General features: G+C 72.5%; 13 protein-coding genes. All 13 read right to left on the reverse strand.

What is annotated here, in order from left to right:
• Positions 1–33: 33 nt before the first annotated feature.
• Positions 34–1,404 carry an MFS transporter gene (locus CLV71_RS14380; RefSeq protein WP_133903184.1) on the reverse strand — a complete coding sequence of 457 codons (1,371 nt, stop codon included), beginning with the start codon at positions 1,402–1,404 and terminating at the stop codon, positions 34–36.
• A 16-nt stretch (positions 1,405–1,420) separates the two neighbouring features.
• Positions 1,421–1,870, reverse strand: coding sequence for a type II toxin-antitoxin system RatA family toxin (locus CLV71_RS14385; RefSeq protein ID WP_133903185.1), 450 nt, complete (start codon positions 1,868–1,870; stop codon positions 1,421–1,423).
• Positions 1,867–3,432, reverse strand: coding sequence for an aldehyde dehydrogenase family protein (locus tag CLV71_RS14390; protein WP_133903186.1), 1,566 nt, complete (start codon positions 3,430–3,432; stop codon positions 1,867–1,869). Before CLV71_RS14390 ends, CLV71_RS14385 begins: the two co-directional genes overlap by 4 nt.
• A gap of 157 nt (positions 3,433–3,589) precedes the next feature.
• On the reverse strand, positions 3,590–4,885 hold the full coding sequence (locus tag CLV71_RS14395; RefSeq protein ID WP_133903187.1) for a sulfate adenylyltransferase subunit 1: 1,296 nt from the start codon (positions 4,883–4,885) through the stop codon (positions 3,590–3,592).
• Positions 4,885–5,796, reverse strand: a complete 912-nt coding sequence (gene cysD / locus CLV71_RS14400) for a sulfate adenylyltransferase subunit CysD (RefSeq protein ID WP_133903188.1) — start codon at positions 5,794–5,796, stop codon at positions 4,885–4,887. Before cysD ends, CLV71_RS14395 begins: the two co-directional genes overlap by 1 nt.
• A 115-nt stretch (positions 5,797–5,911) precedes the next feature.
• Positions 5,912–6,445 carry an adenylyl-sulfate kinase gene (cysC, locus tag CLV71_RS14405; protein WP_133903189.1) on the reverse strand — a complete coding sequence of 178 codons (534 nt, stop codon included), beginning with the start codon at positions 6,443–6,445 and terminating at the stop codon, positions 5,912–5,914.
• Between the two features lie 31 nt (positions 6,446–6,476).
• Positions 6,477–7,619 carry an acyl-CoA dehydrogenase family protein gene (locus CLV71_RS14410; protein WP_133903190.1) on the reverse strand — a complete coding sequence of 381 codons (1,143 nt, stop codon included), beginning with the start codon at positions 7,617–7,619 and terminating at the stop codon, positions 6,477–6,479.
• Between the two features lie 3 nt (positions 7,620–7,622).
• On the reverse strand, positions 7,623–9,281 hold the full coding sequence (locus tag CLV71_RS14415) for an AMP-binding protein (RefSeq protein ID WP_133903191.1): 1,659 nt from the start codon (positions 9,279–9,281) through the stop codon (positions 7,623–7,625).
• A gap of 22 nt (positions 9,282–9,303) precedes the next feature.
• Positions 9,304–10,062: an SDR family oxidoreductase gene (locus CLV71_RS14420; RefSeq protein WP_133903192.1), complete on the reverse strand. Its 759-nt coding sequence runs from the start codon at positions 10,060–10,062 to the stop codon at positions 9,304–9,306.
• Positions 10,062–11,000 (reverse strand): sulfotransferase family protein, encoded by a 939-nt coding sequence (locus tag CLV71_RS14425; protein ID WP_133903193.1) that lies wholly within the window; start codon positions 10,998–11,000, stop codon positions 10,062–10,064. Before CLV71_RS14425 ends, CLV71_RS14420 begins: the two co-directional genes overlap by 1 nt.
• Before the next feature lie 2 nt (positions 11,001–11,002).
• The gene (locus CLV71_RS14430; protein ID WP_133903194.1) at positions 11,003–11,908 is read right to left on the reverse strand and encodes a family 3 encapsulin nanocompartment shell protein; all 906 of its coding nucleotides are present in this window, start codon (positions 11,906–11,908) and stop codon (positions 11,003–11,005) included.
• A 25-nt stretch (positions 11,909–11,933) separates the two neighbouring features.
• Positions 11,934–12,758: a 2-amino-3,7-dideoxy-D-threo-hept-6-ulosonate synthase gene (locus CLV71_RS14435; RefSeq protein WP_133903195.1), complete on the reverse strand. Its 825-nt coding sequence runs from the start codon at positions 12,756–12,758 to the stop codon at positions 11,934–11,936.
• 28 nt (positions 12,759–12,786) lie between these two features.
• Positions 12,787–14,082: an aspartate kinase gene (locus CLV71_RS14440; protein WP_133903196.1), complete on the reverse strand. Its 1,296-nt coding sequence runs from the start codon at positions 14,080–14,082 to the stop codon at positions 12,787–12,789.
• Positions 14,083–14,282 lie beyond the last annotated feature (200 nt).

Raw genomic sequence — 14,282 nt, forward strand, 5'->3', positions numbered from 1 at the left:
CCAAAATACCCGCCGTGGCAACGTTTTCGGCCGCTACCGCGAAGGGACGCTGTCCACCGGCTCCGGCGCGGCGCTGTCGGGCACCGCGGGCTTCGGCTCGCGCCTGCCGAGGTCCCGCAACGGGGTGCGGTGGGTCTCGCGGGCCGTGAAGGCCGCCGCACTGGCGACCAGGGCCGTCGTGATGGTCAGCCAGGCCGCCGGGGCCCAGCTGCCGCCGGACTCGGCCACCCAGTAGCCGACCAGGGCCGGGGCGAAGCCGGAGAGGACCAGCCCCACCTGGATACCGATGGCCATGCCGCTGAACCGGACCCGCACGCCGAACATCTCCGCGAAGAACGCCGGGTACGTCGCGTTCGCCGCGCTGTAGAACACCGACAGGGAAAGGAAGATCCCGAGGTAGACCATCGGGATGTCGGCCCGTGCCAGTGCGTCGAAGTACAGCAGACACGTCAGCGCCACGCCGAGGTTGCCCGCGATGAACACCGGCCTGCGGCCGACCCGGTCCGACAGGCGCGCGAACAGCGGCTGGAACACGAGACCGGCGGCGTAGCCGAAGATCACCACCCACAGCATCGTGTCCGTGCCGATGCCCACGGTGCGGGTCGCGTACGACAGGCCCCACACGGGGATCGTGCTCGACGCCACCACCCACAGCGCGCACAGCGCGACCCGGACCACGTCGCCGCGGTGGGTGCTCAGCAACTCGGCCACGGGGATGCGGGGCTTGCGCACCGGCTCGGTCGTGGCCTCGGTGAACACCTCCGGCTCGACCAGCGTGCGCCGGATGGCGAACGCGACGACCGCGATCAGCAGGCTTGACCAGAACGGGATCCGCCAGCCCCAGGTCATCAGCGCGTCCTCCGGCATGTTCGAGATCGGGATGAACACCAGGCTCGCCAGGATGAAACCGGCCAGGATCCCGTTGACCGTCCAGGAGGTGAAGAACGCCCGCCTGCCCGGTGGTGCGTGTTCCAGCGTCAGCGCCGTCGCGCCCGCGGCCTCGCCGCCGACCGAGATGCCCTGCAGGAACCGGCATGCCACCAGCAGCCACGGCGCCAGGTTGCCCACCGCCGCGTAGGTCGGCAGACAGCCGATGACGAACGTCGCCGCACCCATCAGGAGCAGGCTGCCCACCAGGGCACGCCTGCGGCCGAAGCGGTCGCCGACGTGGCCGAGCAGCACGGCGCCGAGCGGACGTGCCACGTACGCGAGGCCGAACGTGGCGAGCGACAGCAGCACCGCGCCGTCCCCCGCCGCGGCGAAGAACACCCTGTCGAAGATGAGTGCCGCCGCGGAGGCGTAGATGTAGAGGTCGTAGTACTCGAGCGTCGCGCCGAGGAAGCTGGCCAACGCCGCGCGGGTGCCCTGGTTCCGCTTGCGCACGGGGGCGGGAGTCGTTGTCATCGCAGGGCCTTTCGTGTCAGGAACGTCCACTGAGGACCGGGTCGGCGAGCACCGCCGCGCCCGCGAGTACGCGGACCGGGCCCGCGACGGACAGGGCCGCACGCGACAGCGCCCTGGCCACCATCGGCTCGATGGCGCCCGCCAGGTGCGGCACGCTCGTCCGGACGGAGAGGCGGTACGCCACGGTGCTGCCCTCGCCGTCCGGTTCGACCGCCCACTCGCCTGACAGCGCGACGAAGTCGCCGTCGACCTGGTTGAACTCGCCGCGCAGCCCGTCGTGGTGGTCGCGCTGGGTCCAGCGCACCGGGTGGCCCCGGAAGCTCAGCACCCAGCTGCTGGTGTCGCCGTCGCGCGACACGGACAGCACGTCCGGCGCGTGTGCGGGCACGTCCTCGACGCGACACAGCGCCGCGTGCACCCGCGCCGCGTCCCGGGAGGAGGCGAGGCGGATCTCGTACTGGCTCATGACACACCTCCGGGCGACACGGCGTGCACGCCCTGGATCCGGGTCGTGCGCAGCATCAGGAAGTTGGCCTCGCCGAACGCGCCGCCGGTCAGCCCGGTGCCGCCGTGGGTCGGCAGGTACGGGCGGAACGCCGAGTGCGAGTCGTTGACGTTGAGCACACCGCAGCCGGTTACCTCCTCGACGACCCGGTCCACGACCCGCTGTGTGCCGGTCCAGAACGAGTTCCGCAGCCCGTAACGGTTTCCGGCGACGAACGCGAGGACCTCGTCGAGCATGTCCGCGCCACGCGTGGGCACGACGACCGGCAGCAGCGGCGAGAACGTCTCGTCCCGCACGGCGTTCACCGTCGCGGCCCGTGCGAGACCGTCGATCCGCAGCACGGTCGGCTCGACGAACAACCCCGTGTCCGAGGGCTTCCCGTCCACCTCGAGGCGGCGTGCGCCGTGGACCACGGTGGCGCCCCTGTCGACGGCGTCGGTGATGTCGGCGAAGAACTGGCCGGCACCCAGCACCGGGGTGAGGACGACCCCCGGCTCGTCGGGAAAGCCCGGCCGGGTGTCGGCGGCGAGGCAGGCGAGCCGGTCGATCAGCTCGTCCGCGATGTCCGGGTGCGCGATCACCTGGTTGGGCACGTTGCAGATCTGGCCGGACAGCCGGAAGTTCTCCGCGATCGAGGCGACCGCGCCGTCGAGGTCGGCGTCGTGCCACACCACGAGGCAGTCGTTGCCCGCCAGCTCGAGGATCGGCTTCTTGCCCGCGGCGACGGCCTCCTGCTCGAACGCCAGACCCTTGGCGCTGCCGCCGACGAAGACGATGTCGTCGACGTTGGGGTCGGCGAGCCAGTCGGCGGTCATCGGCGGCCCGCACACGACGTTGAGCGTGCCCGGTGGCGCACCGAGTTCGTCGAGCAGCGGCACGACGACCTCGCGCAGTGTGTACATGGTGGCGAGCGGCACGCCACGCGGCGCACGCACGACGACCGTGTTGCCCGACAGCAGTGCTGTGATACCGAACAACGCGTTGGCGAGTGCGGCGTTCTGCGGCGGGTTGACGCACACCACGCCGTCCGGCACCCGGCGCACGACCGACCGCGCCCGGCCCGTCTCGTGGACGAACTCCAGCTGGTCCGCACACCAGCCGAGCGTCTCCCGGCTGAAGTCGGTGTGCCGGTACTCCTCGAGCATCGGCCCGGCGATGTCGTGGGGGAGCCCCTCGGCCACGAGCAGCTCGGTGATGCGGTCGCGGTGCCGGGACAGACCCTCGCCGATCCGCACCCCGAGTTCGACGCGGTCCGCGACGGGCACCCGGGCCCACCCGGGGCGGGCCCGTGCCGCGGCCTCCACCGCGGCACGGCCCATCGCGGGGTCGGCGAGCGCGCAGGCTCCGGCCAGCGCACCACCGGCGGCTTCTGGCTCACGCGTGCCGAGGTCGAGGTCCCGCTTCAGCGCCAACGCGCCGAAGGTGTCCTCCAGTACTGCCCGCACGGAAATCGTGTGCACGTAGCGCCCGTCGGCAGGCTCCACATCCCGCCCGCCGATGTAGGCGGGAAACCGCGAGGTCATGCCGCCTGAATATGGGTGATTCGCTTCGCAAGCTGCGCTCATGCCGCCTCCTCGGCCGCTTCGTGGCCCCGGAACGCTCCGCAGGCTCCGCTACACCGGCGCCCTCCGCGGTCGAGGAGGTGGCCTGAGTATTGGTGATTCGCTTCGCAAGCTGCGCTCATGCCGCCTCCTCGGCCGCGACGACCGTCGGGAGCATCCGGTGCAGCGGGTCGCCGTGCAGGCCTGCCGCGACGGTGCTGCCGTCGGTGGGGTCGATCAGCAGGAAGGCGCCGGTGGCCTTGCAGGCGGTGTAGTCGTCGACCGGCAGTGGGTCCGCGACCCGCAGCCGCACCCGTGCGATGCTCCCGGCGGTGATCGTCTCCGGGGCGCCGCTGACGGTCAGGCGCTGCTCGTCGAACAACGCCACCAGGTCGGTGACCATCGCGCCGGTGGTCCGTGTGCCGTGCTTGAGCCGCAGCCGACCGCCGGGTCGCAGCGGTGTCTCCGCGAGCCAGCACATCGTGGCGTCCAGCTCGTGGGTGACCGCAGGCGCCCGGCCCGGCGTGGCCAGCAGGTCGCCTCGGGACACGTCGAGGTCGTCGGCCAGGCGCAGCGTCACGGCCGCGCCCGTGTCGGCGGACCACACGGCCCCGTCGGGAGTGTCGATGCCCGCGACGGTCGTCGTCCGCCCCTCCGGCAGCACGACCACCTCGTCGCCGACCGCCACCCGGCCCGCCGCGACCTGGCCCGCGTAGCCGCGGTAGTCGGTCGCCCGGTCGCGGACGACGTACTGGACGGCCAGCCGCAGCCCGACGTCGCGGCCGTGCGGTTCCTGTTCGACCGACTCCAGCCGGTCCAGCAGCGTCGGGCCCTCGTACCACGGGGTCCGCTCGGACCGGAGCACCACGTTGTCACCGGTCAGCGCCGACAGCGGCACCGACACCAGGTCCTCGTCCAGGTAGCCGAGCGAACGCGTGTACGCCACCAGGTCGGCGGTGATCGACTCGTGGACCTCCCTGGAGAAGTCCATCAGGTCCAGCTTGTTCACCGCGAACGTGATCGTGGGGACACCCAGCAGCGCCATCACCGCGAGGTGGCGGCGCGTCTGCGGGAGCATGCCCTTGCGTGCGTCGACCAGCAGCACCGCGTGCTGGGCCGTCGACGCGCCGGTGGCCGTGTTCCGCAGGTACTGCACGTGCCCCGGGGTGTCGGCCAGCACGAACGAGCGGCGCTTCGTCGCGAAGTAGCGGTAGGCGACGTCGATCGTGATGCCCTGCTCGCGTTCGGCCCGCAGGCCGTCCACCAGCAGCGACAGGTCGGGATCGGTGAGGCCGCGCTCCGCGCTCGTGCGCAGCACCGCCTCCAGCTGGTCGCTCTGCACGGACTTGGTGTCGTAGAGCAGGCGACCGACCAGTGTGGACTTCCCGTCGTCCACACTCCCCGCGGTCACCATGCGCAACAGGTCGGTAGACATCAGAAGTACCCCTCCCGCTTGCGGTCCTCCATCGCCGCCTCGGACAGCCGGTCGTCGGCACGGCTCGCACCGCGCTCGGTGAGCCTGCTGTTCCGGATCTCCGCGATGATCTCTGGCACGGTCGCCGCGTCGGAGGAGACCGCGCCGGTGCACGACCCGTCGCCGACCGTCCGGTACCGCACGCTCTGCTCGACCAGCTCCTCGTCGTCCCGCGGGCCGCCCCACGGGCCTGGCGTCAGCCACATCCCGTCCCGCTGGTAGACCCCGCGCCGGTGCGCGAAGTACAGCGAGGGCAGCTCGATGTCGCGGTGCTCGACGTAGTGCCACACGTCCAGCTCGGTCCAGTTGGAGATCGGGAACACGCGGACGTGCTCGCCCGGCCGGTGTGTGCCGTTGTAGAGGTTCCACAGCTCGACGCGCTGGCGCTTGGGGTCCCACTGGCCGAAGGAGTTCCGGATGCTGAACACCCGCTCCTTCGCGCGGGCCCGCTCCTCGTCGCGCCTGCCGCCGCCGATCACCGCCTGGTACCGGTGCTCGGTGATCGAGTCCAGCAGCGGTGTGGTCTGCAGCGGGTTGCGCATGCCGTCGGGCCGCTCGGCCAGCTTGCCCTGGTCGATCCAGTCCTGGACCGCCGCGACCCGCAGCCGCAGGCCGTACCGCTCGACCAGCTCGTCGCGGAACGCCAGCACCTCGGGGAAGTTGTGCCCGGTGTCGACGTGCAGCAGCGTGAACGGCGGCGGGGCGGGCGCGAACGCGCGGAGCGCGAGGTGCACCAGCACGGTCGAATCCTTGCCGCCGGAGAACAGCAGCGCGGTCCGGTCGAACTCGCCCGCGACCTCGCGCATGATGTGGATGGCCTCCGCCTCCAACGCGGCCATTCCCGCGCTGGGCCGGGTTTTCGTGGTCGTCATGCCGCCTCCTCGACCGCTGCGTGGCGTCGGAACGCTCCGCAGGCTCCGCTGCACCGCCGCCCTCCGCGGTCGCAGAGACGGTCTGAATGTCGATGATTCGCTTCGCAAGCTGCGCTCATGCCGCCTCCCGCTGTTCCGCACGGGCGAGCGCGGCGCCGATGGTGGCCAGGCACGCCTCGACCGGCATGGCCGACGTGTCGACCCTGACCTCGGGCGCGACCGGCTCCTCGTAGACGTCGCCGATGCCCGTGAGCCCGCTGACCTCGCCGCGTTTCGCCCTGGCGTAGAGCCCTTTGACGTCGCGGTCGGCGCACACCTCGACCGGTGCGTGGACGTGCACCTCGACGAACTCGAGGCCGCGTGCCTCGTGTTCGGCACGCACCGCGGCCCGTGCGGCCTCGTACGGCGCGATCACCGACACGACCACGAGCACGTCGTGCGCGGCCAGCATCGCTGCCAGCGCCCCGATCCTGCGGATGTTCTCCGTCCGGTCGGCCTTGTCGAAACCCAGCTCCGGGAACAGGTCGCGGCGGATCACGTCCCCGTCGAGCTGCTCGACCGCCCGGTGCGCGCGGTGCTGTTCCGCCAGCGCCCTGCCGAGGGTCGACTTGCCGGAACTGGGTAGCCCCGTCAACCACACAGTGGTCATGGCCTTGTTCCTCCCTGGTCTGTTCTGGCCCTCACGGCGCGTACTCGCGCCCGAGCAGCCTGCGGGCGACCGCCAACTTCGCGGCGTTCTCGGTGCCGTCGGCGATCTGCAGGCCGACCGCGTCGCGCAGCCTGCGCTCGACCGTGTGGTCCCTGCTCCAGCCGCGGTGGCCGAGCGTCATGAGTGACTGGTTGGTGGCGGCGATCCCGACCTTGGGTGCCCACCACTTGGCCATGTTCGCCTCGACGCGGTGGTCGAGACCGGCGTCGCGGCGCCACAGCGCCTCGAACGCGAGCAGGCGCGCGGCCCGCAGGTGCGTTGCCTGCTCGACGAGCGGGAACGCGACGCCCTGGTGGCTTCCGATCGGCGCGCCGAAGGACGTGCGGTCGCGGGCGTGGCCGAGCGCGTCGTCCACGGCCGCGGTCGCGTTGGCCACGGCCATGATCGCGATCAGCGCACGGGAGTAGTCGAAGCCCCGCATCACACCGCGGAAGCCGCTGCCGTACTCGCCGACCCGTGCCTGCGGACCGACCGGGCACCGGTCGAACCGCAGCGTGGCGCGACCACCGGCGCGGTGGCCGAGGTCGTCGAGCCGCTCGCGGGTCACCTCGGGCCGGTCCAGCCGGGTGTAGAACGCGGTGATGCCGTCGGCTCCGGATCCGCCGGTGCGGGCGAAGACCAGCCCGTGTGTGGCGACGGCCCCGAGCATGATCGACGTCTTGGTGCCGGTCAGGAACCGGTGCTCGTCGCCTTCGGCCCGCAGCTCGATCGCCGCGGCGTCCGTGCCGTGTGCCGGCTCGGTCAGGCACAGCGCGACCACGGCCTCGCCCGACGCGATTTCCGGCAGCCACTCCGCGCGCTGGCTCGGCGTGCCGTTGCGCTCGATGATGCCCGCGATCAGGGCCGCGTTGAGGACGAGCATGCCCGCGGCCGGATCGGCCCTGCCCAGCTCCTCCAACGCGATCCCGACCTCGACGGCGCCGAGGCCGGCACCGCCGTGCTCGACCGGGACGCCGAGACCGAAGAGCCCGGCACCACCCAGCTCCGCGACGAGCCCCGGCGGGAACTCGCCGGTGCGGTCACTGTCCCGCACGGTCGGCGCGACCCGGTCGGCGACGAACGCGCGGACCTTCTCCGCGAGCGCGTCCTGTTCGGGGGAGAACGAGAAGTCCACGGGTCAGCCCTCCCCGAAGTGCTCGCGGAGCTTGAACTTCTGGACCTTGCCGCTCGGCGTCCTCGGCAGCGCGTCGACCAGCTCGAGACGCTCGGGCCAGTACTGCTTGGCCATGCCGAGCGCGTCGAGGTGGGTCGTCAGCGCGGGCAGGTCCGGGGCCGTGCCGTCCGCGACGGCGAAGGCACACGCCCGCTCGCCCAGCCGCTCGTCCGGGTATCCGACGATCGCCACGTCCTTGACGCCGGGGTGCCGCAGCAGCGCGGCCTCCACCTCGACCACCGGGATCTTGACGCCGCCACGCGAGATCATGTCCTTCTGCCGCCCGGCGATCCGGATGCCGCCGTTGCCGTCGGACCTGGCGAGGTCGCCGGTGTCGAACCAGCCGTCCCCGGTGACCGACGCGGCGTAGGTGTCGGGACGCCGGAAGTACCCGAGGCACTGGAAGGCGCCACGCACCTGGAGCCTGCCGACCTCACCGGGCGCGACCTCGACGTCGTCGCGGTCGACGATGCGCACCAGCATGCCCGGCATCGGCCTGCCGTCGCTCTCGGCGGCCCGCATGGGCGGGTCCTCCGGCCGGGTGATCGTCGGAGCGCCGTTCTCGGTCATGCCCCACAGGGCGTAGAGGCGGCAGCCCAGCTCGTCGCGGGCGTCCTCCACGAGCACCGGCGGGATCGGCGCGCTGCCGGTCGCGAAGCTCCGCAGCGCGGACAGGTCGCGGTCGTGCTCGCGTTGCGCCACGATCAGGTCGACCAGGAACGGCGGCGCGCCCATGAAGAACGTCACCCGCTCCCGCTCCAGGACCCGCAGCATCAGCTCGGGGTCCCACGCGTCCAGGTGGACGGCCGTCGCACCCAGCACGAGCGGCATCACGAAGTTCCAGGTGAAGCCCGCGTTGTAGGTGACGGGCGCACCCATCGCGGTGACGTCGTCCCCGGTCAGCCCCAGCACGTTCGCCTGCGCCCGGTTGGTGGCGTAGAGCGTGTTGAAGCTGTGCATCACGCCCTTGGGCTCACCGGTCGTGCCGGAGGTGAACATGACGTACGCGACGTCCTCGGGGTTCGCCTCGTCGTCGGTCAGCTCGCCGAACACGCTGCCTGGCGCGGACTTCTCGCCCAGCAACGTGGTCTCGAGGTCCAGCGCACCGGCCAGGCCCGGCGTGTCGGCGGGCTGGTCCGCGGCGCCGAGCAGCACGCGGTGGCGCAGCGTCGGCACGATCTCGGCTACCTCGGCGGACAGCTCCGCGTAGGAGAACTTCGCGTCGCCGACCGCTCCGATGTAGACAGGACTCTCGGTCAGGCCGGTGATGAAGCTCAACTCGCGCCTGCGGTAGATGGTCGGTGCGGGGCCGGCGATCGCGCCGATCCGTGCGCAGGCCAGGGTCAGCGCCATCAGCTGCCAGCAGTTCGGCAGCTGCAGGGTGACCACGTCGCCCCGGGACACGCCCAGGCCGACGAGACCCGCCGCCATCCGCTCGACCGCGGCCGCCAGCTCGGCGTAGGTCACCGAGTCCGGCTCGCGACCGTCCACGTGGTACACGACGACCGCCCTGCGGTCGGGATGTTCCCGCGCCGCGGCGCGCAGGTCGTCGAGCAGCGTGGCGTCACGCCGCCACAGCCCCTCGGCGTAGTAGTCCTCGGTGAGTGCCTCGGACATGAGCATCGGTTCTCACTCCTCCGTGTGGTCAGGGCAGCGCGCGGGTGTTGCCGCCGTCCACGAGCAGCAGCGCGCCGGTGACGAACGCGGCCTGCCTGCTCGCGAGGAACGCGGCGAGCGCGCCGAAGTCCTCCGGGTCGCCGACCCTGCCGAGCGGGACCTCGGCCGCCGCCGCTGTCGGGTCGGCGCCGGACGGCCCGCGCAGGGCGGGCGTGTCGTGGTAGCCGGGCGCCAGGACGTTGACCGTGACGCCGGAGTCCGCGAAGCCGTGCACCAGGCTGCGGGCGAAGCCGAGCACGCCGAGCCGTGCCACGCCGGAGAGCACGTTGTGCGGCATGGGCTGGCGCACCGACTCCGACGTGATCATCAGCACCCGGCCCCAGCCGTCGTGCTCCAGGAACGGCTTGGCCGCCGTCACCATCGCGACGTGCGGGACGAGCGCGGTGTCGACGGCGTCCCGGTAGTCCTGGACCGCGAAGTCGTCCACCGGTCCCTGCCGCACGCCGCCGGTGTGGCTGACGACGACGTCGATGGCGCCGAACTCGTCGTGGGTGTGCTCGACCCACGCGGCGACGGCGTCCGGGTCGCCCATGTCGACGACCTCGCTGCGCACCTTGCCCTCGCCGACCGCGTCGACCGCGGCGTGCGCACCGGCCAGCCGGTCGGCGTCCCTGCCGCACAGCGACACGCTGGCGCCTTCCGCCGCGAGCGCACGCGCCACACCGAGCCCCAGCCCACTGCTGGAGGCGGCGACCATGGCGACCTTTCCCCGCAGTCCCAGGTCCATCAGAGCGTCCTCTCCGGGATGGTGGTCACCGGGTAGCCGTAGCGGAGCAGCTGCGGCAGCGCGCCGGCCGTGGCCACCACGCGTGGCCGCACCGCGAGGCCGTCACGCCACCGCTCGTCGCAGCGGATCGCGACCCTGCCCCGGTTGAGCCGGTCCGGGTTGCCCGTGACCGTGTGGTTGTCGCCCAGCTCGACCGCGCCGTCGGCGCCGACCGGCCCCGCCGCGCCCGGCTCGATGCCCGCGAACCGCATGATCTCCGCGAGGACCTGCTTCGGCGCCCGGCCGAAGTCCTCGTGCCGCACCCGCAGGTACGCGCCTTCCGCGCGCACGGCGAGCAGGTCGGAGGCCAGGTTCACGCATCCCCAGGTGGCGGTGCTGCGTGCCGCGCTCATCTGCCGCACGTAGCTCTTGTCGCGCCGGTAGGAGAACGCCGTGGCCCTCGGGTCGCGCACGACGTGCAGCACACGCACGTCGAGGTCGTCGCGGCCACTGAGCGCGGCCGCTTCCGCCGGGTACTTGGAGCTGTCCACGACCACCCGCGTGCCCGCCCTCTCGCCGACCGCGCGGTAGATGTCACGGGTGAGGCCCGTCGCCCACTCGACGTCGGCAGGCGGATGCAGCGGCCCGCGTGCCTCGGCGAGCCGGGCCGCGGTGTGCCTGGTGCGCAGCCAGCGGTCCTGCACGGCGACCATCCGCCGCGCGGTCGCGACGTCGGTGAACGCGTCACCGAGCACGTCGGACCACAGTGGACAGCACGCGAGCGGGGTGCCGCAGCCGCACGTCGAGTTGGTGCCGGAGCCCAGGATCCCGTTGCGCCACAGGTAGTGCAGCTCGCCGATGTGGACGAAGCCCGGCACCTCGTTGAGCACGTTGCCGATCATGGTGCTGCCGCAGCGCGTCATCCCGGTGACGTAGAGGACGGTCTGTTTCCCCGCCATGGCTACCCCTCCTTCTTCGGCGAGACGAGCACGAAGTGCTGCGGCAGGTGCACGGCGAGGCCCATCCGGCTGCGTGCCTCGATGACGTCGCCGCCGTCGGCCGCCGCGCCGCGGCGCAGCGCCAGGCTCGACACGCCCGGGTCCAGGAACGTCGCCGCGGCGCGGAAGTCGCCGAGCAGCACGCGGTCGCGCGGGATCATCCTGGTGCGCGCGATGCGGATGCCCGCCTCGTTCAGCCTGCCGAGCAGCCCCGCCTCGACGGCCTGCCAGTACACGGCGGTGTGGGCGACGATGCCGTCGCACGACCCGCCGGTCTCCTCGACGATGCCCGCGGCGGAGGTGAGGACGTCGACGGGATCCTGTCCGGTGCGGATGGTCCGCGACCCGGGCAGGCCCATCAGTCCTGGCACGCGCCCGTCCTCGTCGCCGTGCAACAGGACCTGGTTCTCCTTGGTACCGAACCGGACCAGCACCCGGTAGTCGATGAAGGCGGCCAGCAGCCGGGGAAAGCGCAGCAGGCCACGGGGAACCGGCACCGACACGCCGATGTCGGTCAGCTCGGCGTGGTCGAGGGTCGGCCGGAACGCCGACTCCAGCGCGGACTCGAGCGTGATGCCCGAGACGGTGCGGTCCTCGCCATCTGGCTGCGGCTCGTGGATGTAGGGCACGTCCTGGTCGTGCACCGTCGCCATCTTGAGCAGCTGGCGCACGGTGAACCGCGGCCGGTGCGCGAACAGCGGGAAGGACGCGGGCAGGTAGGCGCGGTAGGGGACGACGATGTCGCCGGAGTCGTCGCCGAGCGCCGCGGCCTGCACGAACTCCTGGCCCGGCGTGCTCTCGGTCATCGCGGGGTCGGCGAGTAACTGCCGTGCCTGCGGGATCGTGGTGGGGGTCTGCGGGGTCACCATGGGGACCTCTCTCGGGTTCGGTGGGTTACGCCGCGACGGCCACGGGGACCTCGTGCACGGTGCGCACCAGGTCGCGGGCGAACGCGCCGGGGTCGGGCGAGCGGAAGATGTTGCGCCCCATGGCCACGCCCGCCGCGCCGGCACGCACCATCGCGCCGACCCTGGCGAGCAGCGCGGCCCGGTCGGCGACGGGTGGCCCGCCGGCGAGCACGACCGGCACCGGGCAGGCGCGTACCACCGCGGCCAGGTTCTCCTCCGTGCCGGGGTAGCTGACCTTGACCAGGTCGGCGCCGAGGTCGGCCGCGAGGGTGGCCGCGTGGGCGACCAGCTCCGGGTCGGACGGGTCGGCGATCGCGGGGCCCCTGGCGTACATCATCGCGAGCAGCGGCAGGTTCCAGCGGTCGCACAGCTCCGCGGTCCGCGCGAGGTCCGCGACCTGCGTGGCCTCCTGCCGGGAGCCCATGTTGACGTGCACGCTCACCGCGTCCGCGCCGAGGCGCAGCGCCGACTCGACGCTCGCCACCAGGTACTTGGCGTCCGGGTCCTGCGCGTGTGTGGTGCTCGCGCTCAGGTGGACGATCAGCGACGTCTGCTGGAAGTGCCTCGGGTCGAGGGTGCGGGCGGTGCCCTTGTGGACGACGACCGCGTCCACCCGTGCGTCGGCGAGCCGGCCGACCAGCCGGTCGAGCGAGCCGTCGGGGGTGATCGGGCCGTCGCTCACCGAGTGGTCGAGCGGCACGATCGCGAGCCGTCCGTCACCGCGCCCGTCCAGCCGGTCGAGCCGTAACCGCGCGCCGAACGGGAGGTGTGGGTTGCCTCCGGACGGGAGCACGGAACTTCGTGTCGTCATGTCTCACTCCTCCTGGTGTCGTCGGTGCTCACGCCGTCGCCCTGGTGTCTTCCTCGTCCGGCTCCTGGTTCAGCTCGAACTGCTCGTGCAGCGCGGCGACCGCGGCGGGGACCTGCTCGGCCTCGACGAGGAACGTGGTGCGGGCCTGCGTGCAGGACACGCACTCGGCGTCCACGCCCGCGTCCACGAGCGTGCGCATGGCCAGTGCCGTCAGGCCCGGCCTGCTCAGCAACCCGATCCCCACGACGGAGACCGCGCCGACCGAACGTCGTACCCACGCGGACCCGCCGTCGGGCACCACCACGCCGTTCACGGCGGACAGGGCCTCTGCCGCGGCGACCTCGGGCACCGAGCACGTCAGCTGCAGCTCGTCCTCGCCGACCGGCCGCCACACGACCGAGCCGACGGCGATCTGCCGCAGCGCCAGCACGTCGAGGACACCCGCGACGCGGGCGGCGGGCTCGCCGCCGGCGCGGACGACCAGCTGGGCGACCGAGCGGTCGTGGGTGACGGCCGCGACGCCTGCCCGGTTCTCGTAGCCGCCGGGCGCGGGGCGGGGTACCGTCTCCGCCGAGGTGTCGAGCATTCCCGTTCTCCTTCCGATGATCGTGCTGCCGTGTCCGCGTCCCGCGGAGTCGGCGACGAGGATGTCCACGCCGTGTGCCGCCGCCAGCTCGACGGCCCTGCTGTGCAGGACCCGCGCGCCGGAGAACGCCATCTCGGCCATGACCTCCGCGTCCAGTTCGTCGAGCAGCGCGGGGTCGGTGACGATGCGCGGATCGGCGCTGCGCACGCCGTCGACGTCGGTGTAGATCTCGCAGAGCGACACGTCGTGCGCGATGGCCAGTGCCACGGCCGAGGTGTCCGAGCCGCCCCGGCCGAGGGTGATGACGGCACCCAGCTCGTCGCGTGCCTGGAACCCCGCGACGACGACCACGTGCCGCCGCGAAAGCCACCGGCGCACCGGCGCGGCGTCGACGTGCGACACCGTGCCGACGCCGGGGCGCCCCGTGGCACGCATCCCCGCCTCGGGACCGGTGAGCGACACCGCGGGCACGCCGAGGTCGCGCAGTGCGATCGCGAGCAGCGCCGCCGAGCCGTTCTCGCCGGTGGCGAGCAGCTTGTCGGTCTCGTGGGGGTCGGGGCCCGAGCTGACCGCCTCCGCGGCACGCACGAGCTCGTCTGTCGTGTCGCCACGGGCGGACACGACGACGATCACCTGCGCGCCCTGCCGGTAGGACTGGGCGACACGGCCGGCGACGCGCACGACCTGGCGGTCGGTGGCGAGCGAGCTGCCACCGTACTTCTGGACTCTGATCTCCATGTCGCTCCCAAGGAGTTCGCGCGAGCGGCCATCGCGGGGCGGGGCAGAGGGTCGTGGTCTCGATCGGACCGGCCCAGCATCGGGTCGCGCCGTTAAGCCGGGGTTATCGCCGCCCCCGCCCGTTTTGTCCGGGCCCGTGCGGGTTAACCGAGGGTGAACCGCGCCGGGGGAGCCTTGGCGCTCCACAGGTGGACGGAAGG

Origin of the sequence: Actinophytocola oryzae (assembly GCF_004364325.1) — a bacterium.
GTDB classification, from domain to species: domain Bacteria; phylum Actinomycetota; class Actinomycetes; order Mycobacteriales; family Pseudonocardiaceae; genus Actinophytocola; species Actinophytocola oryzae.

Coding starts and splice junctions, on each gene's coding strand:
- CLV71_RS14380 (WP_133903184.1), bottom strand. CDS start 1,404: ATGACAACGACTCCCGCCCCCGTGCGCAAGCGGAACCAGGGCACCCGC.
- CLV71_RS14385 (WP_133903185.1), bottom strand. CDS start 1,870: ATGAGCCAGTACGAGATCCGCCTCGCCTCCTCCCGGGACGCGGCGCGG.
- CLV71_RS14390 (WP_133903186.1), bottom strand. CDS start 3,432: ATGACCTCGCGGTTTCCCGCCTACATCGGCGGGCGGGATGTGGAGCCT.
- CLV71_RS14395 (WP_133903187.1), bottom strand. CDS start 4,885: ATGTCTACCGACCTGTTGCGCATGGTGACCGCGGGGAGTGTGGACGAC.
- cysD (WP_133903188.1), bottom strand. CDS start 5,796: ATGACGACCACGAAAACCCGGCCCAGCGCGGGAATGGCCGCGTTGGAG.
- cysC (WP_133903189.1), bottom strand. CDS start 6,445: ATGACCACTGTGTGGTTGACGGGGCTACCCAGTTCCGGCAAGTCGACC.
- CLV71_RS14415 (WP_133903191.1), bottom strand. CDS start 9,281: ATGCTCATGTCCGAGGCACTCACCGAGGACTACTACGCCGAGGGGCTG.
- CLV71_RS14420 (WP_133903192.1), bottom strand. CDS start 10,062: ATGGACCTGGGACTGCGGGGAAAGGTCGCCATGGTCGCCGCCTCCAGC.
- CLV71_RS14425 (WP_133903193.1), bottom strand. CDS start 11,000: ATGGCGGGGAAACAGACCGTCCTCTACGTCACCGGGATGACGCGCTGC.
- CLV71_RS14430 (WP_133903194.1), bottom strand. CDS start 11,908: ATGGTGACCCCGCAGACCCCCACCACGATCCCGCAGGCACGGCAGTTA.
- CLV71_RS14435 (WP_133903195.1), bottom strand. CDS start 12,758: ATGACGACACGAAGTTCCGTGCTCCCGTCCGGAGGCAACCCACACCTC.
- CLV71_RS14440 (WP_133903196.1), bottom strand. CDS start 14,082: ATGGAGATCAGAGTCCAGAAGTACGGTGGCAGCTCGCTCGCCACCGAC.